Source organism: Streptomyces sp. NPDC001056 (assembly GCF_053598955.1).
On sequence record NZ_JBSFLI010000044.1, the window covers coordinates 1 to 15,906 of the forward strand.

13 protein-coding genes are annotated in these 15,906 nt (G+C 73.3%); all 13 read left to right on the forward strand.

The genetic code is table 11. The features are described from left to right. Window positions 1-680 (forward strand): L-threonylcarbamoyladenylate synthase (locus ACWDD7_RS33560; RefSeq protein WP_450460165.1); only part of this gene is annotated, 680 nt, incomplete at its 5' end. 41 nt (window positions 681-721) lie between these two features. After that, window positions 722-2,005: a citrate/2-methylcitrate synthase gene (locus tag ACWDD7_RS33565; protein WP_450460166.1), complete on the forward strand. Its 1,284-nt coding sequence runs from the start codon at window positions 722-724 to the stop codon at window positions 2,003-2,005. A gap of 1,951 nt (window positions 2,006-3,956) precedes the next feature. Beyond that, window positions 3,957-5,384: an MmgE/PrpD family protein gene (locus ACWDD7_RS33570; RefSeq protein ID WP_450460192.1), complete on the forward strand. Its 1,428-nt coding sequence runs from the start codon at window positions 3,957-3,959 to the stop codon at window positions 5,382-5,384. A gap of 93 nt (window positions 5,385-5,477) precedes the next feature. Then, entirely contained in the window at window positions 5,478-6,191 is a 714-nt protein-coding gene (locus ACWDD7_RS33575; RefSeq protein WP_351870775.1) for a dienelactone hydrolase family protein, read from the forward strand. A gap of 1,532 nt (window positions 6,192-7,723) precedes the next feature. Next, window positions 7,724-8,632: a phytanoyl-CoA dioxygenase family protein gene (locus ACWDD7_RS33580; protein WP_351870778.1), complete on the forward strand. Its 909-nt coding sequence runs from the start codon at window positions 7,724-7,726 to the stop codon at window positions 8,630-8,632. Continuing rightward, window positions 8,632-9,888 carry an MFS transporter gene (locus ACWDD7_RS33585; RefSeq protein ID WP_450460167.1) on the forward strand — a complete coding sequence of 419 codons (1,257 nt, stop codon included), beginning with the start codon at window positions 8,632-8,634 and terminating at the stop codon, window positions 9,886-9,888. Before ACWDD7_RS33580 ends, ACWDD7_RS33585 begins: the two co-directional genes overlap by 1 nt. A gap of 13 nt (window positions 9,889-9,901) precedes the next feature. Further along, window positions 9,902-10,120 carry a hypothetical protein gene (locus tag ACWDD7_RS33590; RefSeq protein ID WP_450460168.1) on the forward strand — a complete coding sequence of 73 codons (219 nt, stop codon included), beginning with the start codon at window positions 9,902-9,904 and terminating at the stop codon, window positions 10,118-10,120. Beyond that, entirely contained in the window at window positions 10,120-11,418 is a 1,299-nt protein-coding gene (locus tag ACWDD7_RS33595; RefSeq protein WP_450460169.1) for an ATP-grasp domain-containing protein, read from the forward strand. Before ACWDD7_RS33590 ends, ACWDD7_RS33595 begins: the two co-directional genes overlap by 1 nt. Next, window positions 11,415-12,665: an MFS transporter gene (locus tag ACWDD7_RS33600; protein ID WP_450460170.1), complete on the forward strand. Its 1,251-nt coding sequence runs from the start codon at window positions 11,415-11,417 to the stop codon at window positions 12,663-12,665. The genes ACWDD7_RS33595 and ACWDD7_RS33600 overlap by 4 nt, the downstream gene beginning before the upstream one ends. Window positions 12,666-12,726: 61 nt before the next feature. Continuing rightward, complete coding sequence (locus ACWDD7_RS33605; protein WP_450460171.1) at window positions 12,727-13,926, forward strand: hypothetical protein; 1,200 nt, start codon at window positions 12,727-12,729, stop codon at window positions 13,924-13,926. 89 nt (window positions 13,927-14,015) lie between these two features. Further along, the gene (locus ACWDD7_RS33610) at window positions 14,016-14,813 is read left to right on the forward strand and encodes a cupin domain-containing protein (protein WP_450460172.1); all 798 of its coding nucleotides are present in this window, start codon (window positions 14,016-14,018) and stop codon (window positions 14,811-14,813) included. A 93-nt stretch (window positions 14,814-14,906) separates the two neighbouring features. Then, window positions 14,907-15,092: a tautomerase family protein gene (locus ACWDD7_RS33615; protein ID WP_351870796.1), complete on the forward strand. Its 186-nt coding sequence runs from the start codon at window positions 14,907-14,909 to the stop codon at window positions 15,090-15,092. Further along, window positions 15,085-15,900 carry a cupin domain-containing protein gene (locus ACWDD7_RS33620; RefSeq protein ID WP_351870799.1) on the forward strand — a complete coding sequence of 272 codons (816 nt, stop codon included), beginning with the start codon at window positions 15,085-15,087 and terminating at the stop codon, window positions 15,898-15,900. Before ACWDD7_RS33615 ends, ACWDD7_RS33620 begins: the two co-directional genes overlap by 8 nt. Window positions 15,901-15,906: the final 6 nt, after the last annotated feature.

The window sequence follows — 15,906 nt, forward strand, 5'->3', positions numbered from 1 at the left end:
CTCTGGCCGAGGTGGCGGGTGTTCTGGGTGACGGTGGTGTCGTCGTTGTCCCGAGCCGGACGAATTATGTGCTGATCTGTGACGCGGAGAACGAGGGGGCTGTCTCGCGTGTTTTCGAGGCGAAGAAACGCACGAAATTCGGTCCGTTGACTCTCGCGGTCCCGAGGATCGAGGACACGGAGAGGTATGTGCGTTTCCCGGGGGGATTCGCGATGGCCGAGTTGCGGCGGATCTGGCCGGCGGAGGTCTCGTTCATCTTCGATCTGACGTATCCGTTCTCGCCGCGGATGACGATGGGTGCGAACACGGTCGCGGTGATGTACCAGCGTTCGTGTGCGCTGAACCGGCTTCTGGAGGTGTTCGGCCGGCCGGTCGCTCTGACCTCGGCGAACCTGTCGGGGCAGGGTAACTTCGTCGTCACCCGCCAGAAGGCGATCGATGACGTGGGGGGCGCGGTCGACGCGGTCCTGGTGAACGACCGTGACGATGAGTGTGTCGATGTCGAGGCCGAGGGGGTCAATCCCTCGAACACGATCGTGGATTTCACTTTCGAGCGGCCCTACCTGGTGCGGGACGGCGCCTACCCGCCGTCGCTGCTGCTGCCTGTCATCCCGGACCTGGTGCTCGACACCGATGCCTACAAGGCTGCGCTGGCGAAACGTTTGAGCGTGGCTCTGTGAGCCGTACAGCCGACGGACACACGAACTAGGGGACGACCTGGATGAGCAGGACAGTGCACGAGACGCCCGGGGTGCCCGAGCAGCGGACCGCGGCCGGGCCGGGTGTCGTACAAGCGGAACTGCCGGTGACGACGCCGGTGATGGGCCGGCCGGCCGTCGCGGCGGCGGACCTGGCACGCGAGGGCCGGCTGGTCTACGACCCGGGCCTGGCCAATACCGCGATATGCCGTTCCGCGATCACCTACATCGACGGTGACGCGGGTATCCTCCTCTACCGCGGCTATCCCGCCCAGCAGGTCGCGGAGAAGTGCACGTTCCTGCAGACGGCTCATCTCCTGGTCACCGGTGAACTGCCCACCGGCGCCGAGGAGGAGCGGTGGGCCGGCGAGATCGCCGCCAGCCGGCTGCCCGGCAGTCCTGCCTGGGGTCCCCTGTTCGACGCGATGCCCGCGGGTACGCATCCGATGGCGATGCTCGCCGCGGCGACCTCGGTGATGACCGCTCTGGGTGCGGACGGCGCGTCCTCGGCGCGGCAGGCCGGTTTCGACGTGCTGGCGACGATGCCGGTCCTGGCCGCCCATGCGTTCGCCCGGTTCGAGGACCGGCCCCGCCGTCCCTACGACCCGTCGGCCGGCTATGTCGAGAACTTCCTCCACATGTGCTTCGGTGACAGCCCCGTGGCCACCGATCCCGCCATGGTCCGCGCTCTCGAAGCGCTGCTGGTCCTGCACGCCGACCACGAGCAGAACTGCTCCACCGCCACCCTGCGCCTGGTCTCCTCCAGCAACGCCGGGTTCTTCTCCTCCGTCAGCGCGGCCCTGTCCGCGCTGTGGGGGCCCCTGCACGGCGGCGCGAACCAGGCCGTGATCGAGATGCTCCAGGCCATCCGGGACGACGGCGGTGATCTGGGCAAGTACGTCGCCCGGGCCAAGGACCGCAACGATCCCTTCCGTCTCATGGGTTTCGGCCACCGCGTGTACCGCACCTTCGACGCCCGCGCCCGTGTGATCCGCGAGGTGGCCCGCGAGGTGTGCGGGAAGGCCGCCCACGACCCGCTGCTCGACATGGCCCTGGAACTTGAGGAGATCGCCCGGGCCGACGAGTTCTTCCTCGAACGCAAGCTCTACCCGAACGTCGACTTCTACTCCGGCCTCATCTACCGGGCCATGGGCTTCCCCGTCGAGATGTTCACCGCGCTGTTCGCCGTCGGCCGTGTCCCCGGCTGGATCGCGCACTGGACGGAAGCGGTCACCGCTCCCGAACGCCGCATCGGCCGGCCCGCCCAGCTGTACACCGGGCCCGTGACCCGCGACCTGCAGTTCTGACCCCACCCCGCCCCCTTCGCCCCGGCCGGGCAGGGGCCCCTGTACGGCTGCGCGTGCCTCTCCCTCACAGAAGCGCGCGCAGCCCCGCTCTCCCACCGGCCCCGGCACGGGCAGCCACCCCGCCCAGGCCGGGCCCGCACCACCCCGCCCCACCGGGCCCGCCCCGCGCCGGCCCGTCCCGCTTCACCGGTCCCGGTGCGGGCGGCGGTACCGGGACCGTCCTGTCCCGGCCGGTGCCGCAAGACCATCCGTGCCACCCGCGCCGTCCAGGCCGGGCCCGTACCACCCCGCCTCGCGGGCCTGTCCCGCGTCGGCCTGTCCCGCGTCGGGCCGTCCGGCTTCACCGGTCCTGGTGTGCGGGCGGCGGTACCGGGACCGTCTCGCCTGGCCGGTACCGCAAGACCGCGCCACCCGTGCTACCCGCGCCGTCCAGGCCGGGCCCGTACCACCCCGCCCCGCGGGCCTGTCCCGCGTCGGCCTGTCCCGCGTCGGGCCGTCCGGCTTCACCGGTCCTGGTGTGCGGGCGGTGGTACCGGGGCCGTCTCGCCCGGCCGGTACCGCAAGACCGTGCCACCCGTGCCACCCGCGCCGTCCGAGCCGGGCCCGTACCACCCCGCCTCGCGGGCCTGTCCCGCGTCGGCCTGTCCCGCGTCGGGCCGTCCGGCTTCACCGGTCCTGGTGTGCGGGCGGCGGTACCGGGGCCGTCTCGCCCGGCCGGTACCGCAAGACCGTGCCACCTGTGCCACCCGCGCCGTCCGAGCCGGGCCCGTACCACCCCGCCTCGCGGGCCTGTCCCGCGTCGGGCCGTCCGGCGTCGGGCCGTCCGGCTTCACCGGTCCTGGTGTGCGGGCGGCGGTACCGGGGCCGTCTCGCCTGGCCGGTACCGCAAGACCGTGCCACCTGTGCCACCCGCGCCGTCCAGGCCGGGCCCGTACCACCCCGCCTCGCGGGCCTGTCCCGCGTCGGCCTGTCCCGCGTCGGGCCGTCCGGCTTCACCGGTCCTGGTGTGCGGGCGGCGGTACCGGGACCGTCTCGCCCGGCCGGTGCGGTACCGCCTCGCGTCCGGTCCGTTCCATGCCGCTTCGTGCCGCGCCGGTCTCCCGCCGCGGCCCCGGCCCGACACGGCCGGCCCCGAGCCACCCGAGCCACCAAGCCACCCGAGCCACCGATTCACCCGAGTCACCGAGCGAGCCGTCACTCGTGCTGTCCCCGCCGCCCCGCCCCGCCCCGCCCCTCTTCGCCCCGCCCCGCCCCGCCCTGTCCCGGTCCGATATCCGTTCCGGTCCGTCCCGGTCCGTTCTGTCTGTCAGTTCCGCGCCGCCCAGGGGACTGCGTCCCCGGCCCGGCCTGCTGCTCCCGCCACCCCGCCCCTCCCGGTCCCGCCCCACCCGGTCCCGCCCCGTCCTGCCCTGCCCTGCTCTGCCTCGGGTCCTGGTCCGTCCCGGTTCGGGCCGGCCCGTGCGGTACCGCTTCCGCCGGCCCGTGCGGTACCGCTTCTTCTCCGCTTCGCTTCGTTCCCGTGTCGCGCGGCCCGCGCTGTTCCCGGCCCGCGCCGTTGTTGTTCCGGCCCGTTCCGTTCCGGTTGCCGTGTCGTCCCGGCCCGTTCCGTTCCGGTTCACGATATTCCGCTCTGCTCCCGTCCCTGTTTCCGCCCGTGTTTCCCGCCCCTACCCCCGTACCCGTGTCCCTCCTCCCGTTCCCCGGCCTTGTTTCATGTCTTTTTCCATGGTGTTCCGTGATGTTTTCCACCGCAGCCCTCGTTCCGGTACGGCACACACATGCATCCGTGTATGCATCAACTTTTTCCGACAGTGATTCGGTGATCAACCTTGACCTGATTCTTTCTCTGCGGCGAACATCGCAGTCGAGCGCCTTCGAGATCTCACAAGCTTGCGGGCTTTACGGGATCAGGGTGTAGTCGATCCCCCAGGGGGAGGGAAAAAGGGTGACAGTGTTCATTCCGGAGCAGCGGAAAGAGCCTTCGGAGAAGGTATCCAGCGCCGCTGCGGCGGAAACGCTCGCAGAGTTCGCGCACCGCATCTACCGTGACGGTATCCCGGCATCCGTCCAGGAATACGTGACGAAGCTGATCATCGATCAGCTGGGTCTCCAGCTGGCGTGCGCGCGTCTTCCGTGGAGCCGGGCCTCCTACGATTACGTGCGCGAGTTCCGTGCCACGGGATCGTCGACGGTCCTGTTCCACGGCCTGCGCACGCATCCCGAGCACGCGGCGTTCGCCAACGCGACGTTCGGGCACGGACAGGATTTCGACGACACGTGCCAGATGGTGCAGACCCACGCGGGTGCTGTCATCATCCCGGTCGCTCTGGCGGTGGCGGAGGAGGTCAACGCCACCGGCGAGCAGCTGCTGCGGGCCACCGCGGCCGGCCTGGAGGTCATGCTGCGTGCCGCGCACGCCGTCTCACCGGACTGCCTGCGCCGGGGCCATCACACGCCGCCGGCCGCGGGCCCGTTCGGCGCCGCGATCGCCGCGGGCCTGCTGCACGGCCAGTCCCCCGCGGAACTGGCGCAGTCGCTGGCGATCGCGGGCAGTTTCTCCGGCGGACTGATCGAGTACACACAGTCCGGCGGATCGGTCAAACGCATCCACACCGCGATCCCCACCACCGCCGGGATCCGCGCGGTCGCCCTGGCCCGGCGCGGCATGACCGGACCCCTGACCGTCCTGGACGGCGCCAAGGGATTCGTGAACGTCTTCGCCGACAAGGGCAGCGTCGAACGCCTGACCGACGACCTCGGCACGCGCTACATCATCGAGAAGGTGGGCCTGAAGGCCTACAACTGCTGCTACTTCATCCACGCCCCGCTTGAGGCCTTCCAGTTCCTCATGCGGCAAAAGGGCCTCGCCCCCGAGGACATCGCCGAGGTCACCGTGGGGCTGTCCGCGCACGGCGCCGTCCACGTCGGCACGATCGTGCACCCGGTCGACCCCCTCGGCGGCCAGTTCAGCGTCCAGTTCACCCTCGGCATGGCCGCCTACGGCGAACTGCCCGGCCTGGACAGCTACAGCGACGAACAGCTCGCCGACCCCCGTTTCCACGCCTTCGCCGACCGCGTCAAGGTCGTGACCGACCCCGTCGCGGAGGCCGAGTACCCGGAGAACTGGGGCGGCACCGTCACCCTCACCACCACCACCGGCCACACCTGGCAGCGCCGCGTGCGCTACGCCACCGGAACCCCCCAGAACCCCATGACCGGTGACGAGGTCTGGGACAAGTTCTCCCGCATCACCTCCGACGCCCTGGACGGCGAACAGGCCGGCCTCATCCACGAGATGGTCCGCGACCTGCCCGCCCTCGACTCCGTACGACGGCTGACCGCGCTGCTCGTGCAGCGCGCCCTTGAGCCCAGCCGCTGACCCGCCCCCGCCCCGGCGGGGACCCGCCCCGCCTTCTCACACCCCCGAAAGCCGCCCAGGCCACCGGAACCGTCCCAAGGAGAACCACAGAAGATGAGCGCCCCCCAGGCACGGCAGAACACCCACTTCGTCCGCAACGGCAAAGAGATCCACGCCTACCTCGCGCTCCCCGAGTCCGGCCGTGGACCTGGCGTGATCCTCATCCAGGAGTGGTGGGGGCTGACCGACCACATCGCCGATGTGGCCGACCGGCTGGCCGAGGCGGGCTTCGTCGCCCTGGCGCCCGACCTGTTCGGCGGCCGTACCACCCACGACTCCGACGAGGCCGGGAAGATGATGAGCGACCTCCCCCTCGAACAGGGCGTCGAGGACCTCGTCGGCGCCGTGGACTGGCTCCTCGAACACGAGGCCGTCAAGGGCGACGCCCTGGGCACCGTCGGGTTCTGCATGGGCGGCGGCTTCGTCCTCGCGCTCGCCGCGGCCGCCGGGGAGAAGATCGCCGCGGCGGTCCCCTTCTACGGCGTCTTCGCCGGCGAGGACCCCGACTTCTCCGGCATGAAGGCCGCTGTCCTCGGCCACTTCGGGGAGAAGGACGCCTACGCCCCGCCGGAGCGCGCCCAGGACCTCGCCCGGCAGATCCGCGGCCAGTCCGGCGCCCCCGTCGAGCTGCAGTTCTACCCGGCCGGCCACGCCTTCCACAACGACGAGAACCTCCTCGGCACCTACGACGAGACCCAGGCCCAGCTCGCCTGGAAGCGCACCCTGACCTTCCTCACCGAACAACTGACCGTCCCCGCGACCGCCTGACCCCGACGGACCCCACCCGGACCCGACGGACCCGACGGACCCGACCCGGACCCGACGGACCCGACCCGACGGACCCGACCCGGCGGGCCGGCCCGGCGGACGGACCGGCCCGGACCCGGCGGACCGGCCAGGTGGACGGACCGGCCCGGGAACGGGCCGCCCCAGGGGCGCCTGACCACCCGGATGCCGGACCGGTCCCCGTACCGGTCCGACCCACCCGCTGGCGGCCCAGGCCGACCCACCCGCCGCCGGTCCAGGCCGGCCCGGGTGCCGGACCGGTCCCGGACCGTGCCGCCCTCGGCGGACGGACCCGACCCGGACCAGCCGACCCCCGCGGGGCGGTGGGACGGTCCCGCGGCGGCCCGGACCACCCCGGGCGGGCCGGCCTTCCGGCGGCGGCCCGACCCACCCGGCGGACTGATCCGCCTCGGGGCCGGGGGAGGGGAAGCGACCTCCGGGCAGCGGCACGACCCGTCCCGGACGGCGGGCCGGGCCGGGCCGCCGCCCGGGACGGCCGGTCCGCTCCGCCCCCGGGTGGCGGGCCGGGCCCCGGTCCGGTCCACCACCCCGGCAAAAAGGGGGGGGCCGGTTCCCGGCCGGTGGTCCGCCCTGCCCCCGGGTGGGTCCGCCCCCCGGGTGGAGGGCCGGGCCCGGCCCGGCCCTCCCTCGGGGGGCCGGTCCCGACCCGGCCCCGTCCCGGCAACGGGACGCCCCCGGACCGGTCCTGACCCGCCCTCAGCGGACGGGTCCGACCCGGACCAGCCCGGCCTCCACCGGGGACGGCCCGTCCCCTCGGGTGACGGACCGCCCCCGGGTGACAGGCCGTCTTTGATGGCGGACCGTCCCCGGTGGCGGCCGGCCCGTCCCCGGCCGGGGGACCGGCCTCCGGCGCGCGGCCCTTGCCCACCCCGGGCAGGCAGGCCGCCCCGGAGCCGGCCTCCCCCCGGGGCAGCGGGCCACTTCGGCCGGGCCCGCCCCCACCCGGGTGGGCGGGCCACCCTTCGGCCGGGCCCGGTCCACCCGGGTGGGCGGGGTCCGTGCCGGGCCCGTCCCGGCCCGCCCCCAGTGGCGGGTCACCCCGGGTCCGTCCCGGCCCGCCCCCAGTGGCGGGTCACCCCGGGCCCGCCCCCGGGCCCGCACCACTACCGCCCCGATCCCGACCCCATCCGACGGCCAGGACCCGCAGGACCCGCAGGACCCGCACCGGACCCCGGGCCCTCCTGTCCCGGACCGGGCCCGCCCCAAAGCCCGTCCCAAAGCCCGCCCCAAAGCCCGCTCCGAGGCCCGCCCTACGACCCGGCCCACAGCCCACAGCCCACAGCCCACAGCCCACGGCCCACACAGCCCGTGGCCCACAGCCCACGGCCCACACAGCCCACAGCCCACGGCCCGTGGCCCACGGCCCACAGCCCACAGCCCACGGCCCACAGCCCACGGCCCACACAGCCCACAGCCCGTGGCCCACGGCCCGCTCGCACGGCCGGAGCACCCGCTCCCGGCCCGCGGCTCCTTTCCCGACACAGAGGTGAGACATGCACACGCTCGACGCAAGCCAGCTCGACCACTACGCCGCCAAGGGCTACCTCGTGGTGGAGAACGTCCTCAGCGCCTCCGAACTCCAGGAACTGCGCGAGGTCACCGACAGCTTCGCCGCCCAGGCCGGCGACGCGGACGCCGACCGCCGCATCCTCGACATCGGCGAACACAACGGCAGCCCCTACGTACGGCGCGTCAAGTCGCCCCACCGCCACCACCCGGTCTACGACGCCACGGTGCGCCACCCCCGCATCCTCGACATCGTCGCCGACCTCCTCGGCGACGACCTGCGCCTGTACGGCAGCAAGATCAACCTGAAGCTGCCCTCCGGCACCGGGGACGCCATCCAGTGGCACCAGGACTGGGGCTTCTACCCGCACACCAACGACTCCCTCGTCGCCGTCGGTGTCCTCCTGGACGACATGACCGAGGAGAACGGCCCGCTCCTCGTCGTCCCCGGATCCCACCTGGGCGAGGTCTACTCCCACAACCAGGGCGGCCGTTTCGCCGGCGCCCTGGACCACACCCAGATCAAGGACATGCTCGACAACGCCGTCCAGCTGACCGCGCCGGCCGGGTCGATCACCCTGCACCACGTCCGCGCCGTCCACGCCAGCGGCCCCAACCGGTCCACCGGCGCGCGCCGCATCATCTTCCAGAACTACGCGGCCGCCGACGCCTGGCCGCTGGTGGGCTGCGGCGCCCCCGGCGACCGCCACCTGTGCGCGGGCGGCGACTGGGACGCCTACCAGGACCTCCTCGTCCGCGGCCAGGACCGCCAGGTCCGCCTCGCCCCCGTCCCGGTCCACCTGCCGCTGCCCGGCGCGAAGGACTCCTCCTCGGTGTTCACCACCCAAAGCGGCGCCGACAAGAACTACTTCGCTTCCTCCGGGGCCATGGAGTGATGAGCACCCCCACCCCCGCCACCCCGCCCGGGCCCGACCACGCCCCGGGCGGGGCCGGCGACACGTCCCGGCCCCGCGCCCTGCGCGCCCTGTTCGTCTACCGGCTGATCTCCCGCGCCTACTTCCACCTGCCCGTCCTGTTCGCCTTCCTCTACCTGCACCACCTCGGCACCGCCCTCGCGCAGACCCTGCTCGCGCTGTACGGGTTCACCGTGATGGTCTCCGGAACGTTCACCGGCCGCCTCACCACCGCTTTCGGCCCCCGCACCCTCCTCGTCGCCGGAGAGAGCGTCAAAGCCGCGGGCCTGCTGCTGATCGGCACCGTCGCCGGCGGCACCCCCGGCCTCGTCGCCGGACAGATCCTCAGCGGCTTCGGCTACGCACTGACCGCGAGCGTCGAGTCTCCCCTGGTCGGCGTCCTGGAACCGGACCGCGAACGCGCCTCGAAGATCCAGGCCCGCACCCAGAGCTGGATCTTCGCCGTGGTCATGGTCTCCGGCATCGCCGGCGCCGTGATCTTCCAGCACACCCGGCTCACCGTGTTCCTCCTGTCCGCGCTCGCCTGCGCCACCGCCGCCACCGCCGCCACCGGCATCGGCCCCGTCCGCCTCGCGACCGCACCCAAACCCACCACCACCACCGCCACCGCTGCTGCTGCGCCGAAGGGCAGCTGGACCGGCGGCGCGGGACTGTGGATCGCCTACTACGTGTGCCTGCGCGGCGTCGCCCTGGCCGCCTTCGTCGGCTTCATCCCCTACCTGCTGTTCGTGCGCACCAAGGTCTCCCTCGCCCTGTTCGGCATCCTGCTCGCCGTGTTCAACGTCGCGGCCCTGCTCGTCGCCCGCTGGACGGCCCGCCTGCTGCGCACCACCTCGGCCGCACTCCTGCTGGCCGCCACCCTCGCCTGCGTCGCCGCCTCCCTCGTCCTGCTCGCCACGACATCCCACCTGGTGCCCGTCATCCTCGCCATCGCCCTGCTGGGCCTCGGCGCGGGAGCCGCCCGCCCCCTCACCCAGGACGGCCTGTCCGCCCTGGACGGCCCCACCCGCGGCAAGGTCACCGTCCGCATGGAACAACTCACCGGAAGCGCCAACACCCTGGTCCTCGTCCTGGGCGGTCTCGGCCTGGGCGCGGGCCACGCACCCGCCGTCATGTGGGGCTCGGCCGCCGTCGTCGCCGTCGCCGGCGCCGTGATCCTCGCCGCCCGGCCCACCACCCGCACCCACAGCCCGGCACAGGCACAGGCACTCAACTGAGGAGGAACGAGCGATGACCACCCTGGACAGCACCGCACCGGCCCTCGCCACCGAGCCGCCCGGCGACCAGCCACACCCCGCCCCCCACCACCCGGACACCCCCACGGTGACGGCGCCCTCCGGGCTCGGCGAGGTGTGCGCACGCGGACTGTGGATCGCTCCCCGCCCCCTCCACCTCGCCGGATACCCCGACGACCCGGACGACGCGCACATCGTGCGGGGTATCGACTGATGACCGACCGCCCCCCGGTCCTCCACGTCGGCTGGATGCCCAGAGCCGTCGCCGCCCTGGCCCGCGCCGGCGCCGACGTCACCTGCGCGGTCGCCCCCCGCGACGCCGCCGCCGCCCGCGGCAGCGACGCCGTGTCACGAACCGTCGTGGTGCCCGACCCGGTCAGCGCACAGCACGTGCTGGCCGGTCTGGCCCGCGACGGCCTGCCACTGGAAGCCTTCACCGCCATCTGCAGCGTCCTGGAATACTGCATCGTCCCGGCCCAGATCCTCGACGACCTGCGCCGCGCCACCCCCCGCAACCCCGGCGACCCTGCTGGTACGGGCGGGCAGCCACGCGCACCGCAGATGCTCGCGATGCGCGACAAGGCCCTGCAGAAGACCCTCGTACGCCGGGCCGGCCTGCCCGTCGCCGACTGCACCGTCACCGAACACCCCGAGACCATCCGGACACCCCCCGCCGGACCGCGCACCGTCCTCAAACCCCTCGACGGCGGCGGAGCCAGGAACACCTTCCTGATCACCGGCCGGCAAAGCCTCGACGCCGCCGTCACCGCCCTGCGCGCGGACGGAGCGGGACCCTGGCTGCTGGAGGAGTACATCCCCGGCACCGAGTTCCAGGTCGACGGCATCGTCCGCGACGGACACCTGCGCGTCCTGTCCGTCTCCCGCTACGTGCAGAACCTCATCGAGGTCCACGACGGGGCAGTGGTCGCCCACATCGTGCTGCCCCCCGCCCGCCACACCGCCCTCTACACGGCGACCCGCGCCCTGACCTCGGCCGCCCTCAAAGCCCTCGCATACTCCGACGGGCCCTTCCACCTGGAGATGTTCCAGGACGGCGAGCGCCTGGTCTTCGGCGAGTGCGCCGCCCGCGTCGGCGGCGGCCGCACCGACGACGTCGTCCGCCTCGCCTTCGGCGTCGACCTGCGCGAGGAATGGGCCCGCACCGTCCTCGGCCGCCCCAGCACCCTCACCGAGGAACCCGCCCACGCCCCCGACGCCGTGTTCGCCGGGATGAACCTGCCCGCACCCCCCGGCACCGTCCGCCGCATCCCCTCCCACGAGCAGACCCTGGCCCGGCCGGGAGTCGTCCACGCCGGCATCGAGGTGGCCCCCGGCGACCTCATGCCGGACATCACCGTCGCCTCCCACCTGCGCGCCGGCCTCGCCGTCGTCCGCGGCACCACCGAAACCCAGACCGAGACCCGGGTGAAAGACCTGGCACACTGGTTTTCCACCCACACCGTGTGCGAACCGCACCCGCCGGCCGCCCCCGCACCCAGGGCCGCCCGGTGAACGCACCCCCCACGACCGCCCGCCGCCCGCGCTCCCTGCTGCCCGCCCCCGGCGCCGGGCGCGCGCTGGCCGCGAGCACCCTCGCCCGCAGCATCGGCAACGGCATGGTCGTCACCGTCGTCGTCCTGTACTTCACCCGCCGCCAGAACCTGCCCGCAGGAAGAGTCGGACTCGCCCTGACCCTCGCCGCGCTGGCCGCGATGGCCGCCAGCGTCCCCGCCGGACGCCTCGCCGACACCCTGGGCACCCGCCGCGTCGCCGTCGCCGCCCTGCTGCTGCAAGGCCTGGCCATCGCCGCCTACGCCACCGTCCACACCTGGACCGGGTTCCTCCTGGTGGCGGCCGCGGCCGCGGTCACCGACTCCGCCTCCACCGCCGCCCGCGGCGCCCTCGTCGCCACCGCCGTCCCCCGCGACCAGCGCATCCGCACCCGCGCCTACCTGCGGGCCGTCACCAACGCCGGATTCTCCGCGGGCGCCCTGGCCGGCGGATTCGTCATCGCCTCCCACACCCCCGCCGCCTACACCGCAGCCCTCCCCACCGGCGGCGCCCTCTTCCTCGCCTCCGGCCTCCTCCTGCTCCCCATCCCCGACCCCCCGCCCCAGCCCGCCCCCCAGGACGCCCCGCGATGGCTCGTGCTCCGCGACCGCGGCTACATGAGCGTCGGCCTGCTCAACGCCGTACTGATCATGAACGCGGGCATCCTCAACATCGCCCTGCCCATCTGGATGACCGGGCACACCCACGTACCCTCCGCCGCCTTCTCCGCGCTGCTCCTGGTCAACACCGCCCTCGTCGTGTGCTGCCAGATCCCCGCCAGCCGCGGCGTGAGCGACGTACCCACCGGCGCGCGGGCCCTGCGCCGCTGCGGCCTGTGGCTCGCCGCCTGCTGCACGGCCTTCGCCGCCGCCGCCACCCCACACCTCTGGCTCGCCGCCGCCCTGCTCACCGCCGGAGTCGCCGCCCAGACCGCGGGCGAACTCCTCTACAGCGCCGGCTCCTGGGCCCTGTCCTACGAACTCGCGCCCGAACACGCACACGGCCAGTACCAGGGCATGTTCGGCCTCACCTCCCAACTGGGCACAGCACTCACCCCCGCGGTGACGACCTTCGTCATCCTCGGCTACGGCCGCGCCGGCTGGCTGCTCCTGGCACTGGCCCTCGCCGCCACCGGCGCCGCCGCCCCCGCCGTGGCCGCCCACGCCCAGCGCACCCGCCCCTTCACCCGCGGGCCCGCCCCCCGCTGACACCGCCTTGCCCAGGGCCGCCCGTGAACCTCCGGTACCACCACACCCGAAGGGTTCCCGCATGCCTCCCACCCTCCGCGACACCCTGGCCGCCTTCCGCCCGGCGGGCGCACCCGGCAGCGAGGTACGCCGGCGCCGCCAGCACCTGGCGGACTTCGTCCGCTCCTGCGAGGACCGCGTCCACCACGCACCCCTGGCCGAACGCGAGCGGATGAGACAGCTGCTGGGCTGGGACGACGCCTCCCTCCACCGGTTCGTCACCTCACCCATGGTCGTGCACAGTTCCACCCACGTCGCGATGAACGCGTTCGCGCCGATGCTCACCTTCCCCTGGTTCTGCCTGCGCCTGATGACCCGCGGACAAACCGGCACCGACGCCGCGGGCGCCAGCCACCTGCGCACCCTGCTGACCCACAACAACCTCAGCGACAACCGCTGGAAACCCCACGTGTGGTGGCGCTGCGACGACCGGGGCCGCCTGGTCCGCGTCCCCCTCTTCAGCAAACAGCCCCGCTTCAAGCACCAGATCCTCCTCGCCCAGCCCGTCCCCCGCATCGACCCCCGCGAAGACGGCATGACAGCCGCGGACAGCGAGGCCCTGAACCTGGCGAAACACGCCACCAACTACGCCTACTTCGCCATGCTCTACCGCCTCGCCCTGGAACGCCGGGCCGGCCTCCACCTCCCCGACGCCACCGTGGAGATCCCCCTCGACCTGATGAACGCCCACTCCCTGACCGCGGCATCACTGCCGCTGTGGCGGGAGGCGATGTACGACCACCAGCTCACCCTCCGCGTGATCGGCGACGACCTGGAACTGCGCGAAGCCGACCGCGCCGAGGCCGCCCGGCTGCCCGCCCCCGACCCGCACGACGTGCGCACCACCCTGATCTGCCCCAACTACCTCAACCTGTGGCACTCCTACCGGCTCGGACTCACCGCCACCATCGGCACCGAACGGATGGCCGGCTACGAAGCCGCCATGGCCGACGTCCTCGCCCCCTTCCTCGACCGCATCGGCGAGAGGGAACCCTTCCCGCAGTTCCTCGGCATGTCCGCGGTGAACCTCGACACCGTCGCCCCCCTGCCCGGCCCCCTCCTCGCCCAGCTGCGCGAAGCGGGCGGCCGCCCCTCCTTCCCCCTCTACCTCGCCACCCACGGCGAACGGCTGCTGCCCGCCCTCGACCGCATGCTCACCGCCGCCCCCCACGCCCACGCCGACGTCCTCACCCGCCGCCTCGCCGAACCCGTCGCCCCCTGAACCCACCCCCGCCCCCCCCCCCGCACCCCGGCACCCCCCCCTTTCCCGCCCGGCGTCCCACCCCACCAGCCCCCGTGAAGGAGAAACACATGAGCGCCTACAAGGACTACGGCATCCTCATCCGCAGCAGCGAACTGGAATTCGACACAGCCGACGCAGTCCTGGTCAGCCGCCCCGTCGGCCCCCACACCGGCGCCGAATTCGTCAGCGTCGACATCGTCCGCATCCCCGCCGGCACCCGCTGGGAACCCGCCGACTACACCGGCCAGGAAGTGACCGCGGTCGTCTTCACCGGAAAGGGCACCGCCCGCATCGGCACCCGGACCCACACCGTGGAGAAGGGCTCCACCGCCTACGCACCCACCGGGCAGCCCGTCTCCTTCACCGCCGACGGCGAGGAACTGACCGTCTACTTCTGGCGCGGCGACCTCCCCGACGGCGCCCCCCGCGGCACGGCACCCGCCCTGTTCAACACGGTCCACGACACCTCCGCCGGCATCAGGGACTTCGCCGGGACCGGCGAGATCACCCCCGTCGGCAGCGAACAGCGCGCCTACATGAACTTCCCCCACTGGCCCGGCAACGGCTGCGCCTACCTGTGCGTGAACACCGGCGTCGCCGCCCCCGGCCACACGTTCAACATCCACGGCCACCCCGGCGCGGAGGACGCCCTGTTCGCCCTGCACGGCCAGGGCCAGTTCTTCCTCGGCGACCAGTGGTTCGACATGAGCCCCGGCGACGGCGTCTTCGCCCGCCCCGGAGTCCTGCACGGCACCCGCCACCCCGACGGCCCAAACGAACACGCCCGCTTCATCTCGGTCGGCGGACCCGTGCCCTACGACCCCACCCTGTACCGCTCGGCCGGCCTGTCCGCCGACGTCGTCTGACCCCCGCACCACGACCCCGGACCGCACCGACCACCACCCGCACCCGTAACCGTTCACGACCGTTCACGACCGTTCACGACAAGGAGAGTCCTCATGCCTGTGGTCACCGTCGACTGGTGGGCGGGTCAGCAAGACGACGCCCGCGAGGAACTGGTCGAGGAGGTGTCGCAGACGGTCGCACGGATCGCGAACTGCCCCGTGCAGGCCGTCACCGTCATCGTCCGCGACGTCGAACGCTCCCACTGGGCCACCGGCGGCCGTCTCGCCGACCATGACTAGCCCCGCCACCCGGCCGACCGCCGGGCACCCCGCCCACGGAGCCGTCCTCAAAGCCCAGGACCTGCTCTTCCGCCCCGTCGGACCCTGCCAGGTCGCCGAGGCCGTCGGACCGCACCTCGGCGCCGAAACGGTCCGCCTCGACGTCGCCCGCATCCCCGCGGGCGCCACCTGGCAGCCACCCCACACAGCAGGGGAGGAGAACGTGGCCGTCGTCTTCGCCGGCCACGGCCACGGCCGCTCCGGCACCCGGCACGCCCCCCTCGCCCGGGGCGGCGCCCTCTACGCCCCCACCGGCGATCCGTGCGCGCTGACCGCGTCCGACGACGGGGAACTCGTCGCCTACCTCTGGAGCTCACGCCTGCTGCCCGGCCGCCGCCACGGCACCGCACCCCGCAGATTCAGCAGCCTCGACAACGACGAGACACAGCTGACCGGGTTCACCGGCACCGGCCACAGCGCGGCCAGCGAACGCACCGCCACCATGAACTTCGTGTTCTGGCCCGGCACCGGCACCCCCCAACTGTGCCTGCACTGCGGCATGATGCGCCCCGGCGAGTACTTCAACGTCCACGTCCACCCCCACAGCGAAGAGGCGTTCATCGCCTTCGAAGGCAGCGGCCAGCTCTACCTCCACGACCGCTGGATCGACGCGGCCGCGGGCGACATCCTCTTCGCCCGGCCCGGCGTCCCGCACGGCACCCGCCTGCCCGACACCCACCCCGCCGACCGGTTCGTCACCTGCGGCGGACCCACCCCCTTCGACCCCGTCCTCTACGCCCGGGCCCGCGTGTCCGGCGAAGTCCGGTGACCGGCC

Excerpts from the sequence above, each read along its gene's own strand:
- ACWDD7_RS33585 (WP_450460167.1), top strand. The coding sequence starts at position 8,632 with ATGAGCACCCCCACCCCCGCCACCCCGCCCGGGCCCGACCACGCCCCG.
- ACWDD7_RS33580 (WP_351870778.1), top strand. The coding sequence starts at position 7,724 with ATGCACACGCTCGACGCAAGCCAGCTCGACCACTACGCCGCCAAGGGC.
- ACWDD7_RS33595 (WP_450460169.1), top strand. The coding sequence starts at position 10,120 with ATGACCGACCGCCCCCCGGTCCTCCACGTCGGCTGGATGCCCAGAGCC.
- ACWDD7_RS33615 (WP_351870796.1), top strand. The coding sequence starts at position 14,907 with ATGCCTGTGGTCACCGTCGACTGGTGGGCGGGTCAGCAAGACGACGCC.
- ACWDD7_RS33605 (WP_450460171.1), top strand. The coding sequence starts at position 12,727 with ATGCCTCCCACCCTCCGCGACACCCTGGCCGCCTTCCGCCCGGCGGGC.
- ACWDD7_RS33575 (WP_351870775.1), top strand. The coding sequence starts at position 5,478 with ATGAGCGCCCCCCAGGCACGGCAGAACACCCACTTCGTCCGCAACGGC.
- ACWDD7_RS33610 (WP_450460172.1), top strand. The coding sequence starts at position 14,016 with ATGAGCGCCTACAAGGACTACGGCATCCTCATCCGCAGCAGCGAACTG.
- ACWDD7_RS33620 (WP_351870799.1), top strand. The coding sequence starts at position 15,085 with ATGACTAGCCCCGCCACCCGGCCGACCGCCGGGCACCCCGCCCACGGA.
- ACWDD7_RS33590 (WP_450460168.1), top strand. The coding sequence starts at position 9,902 with ATGACCACCCTGGACAGCACCGCACCGGCCCTCGCCACCGAGCCGCCC.
- ACWDD7_RS33565 (WP_450460166.1), top strand. The coding sequence starts at position 722 with ATGAGCAGGACAGTGCACGAGACGCCCGGGGTGCCCGAGCAGCGGACC.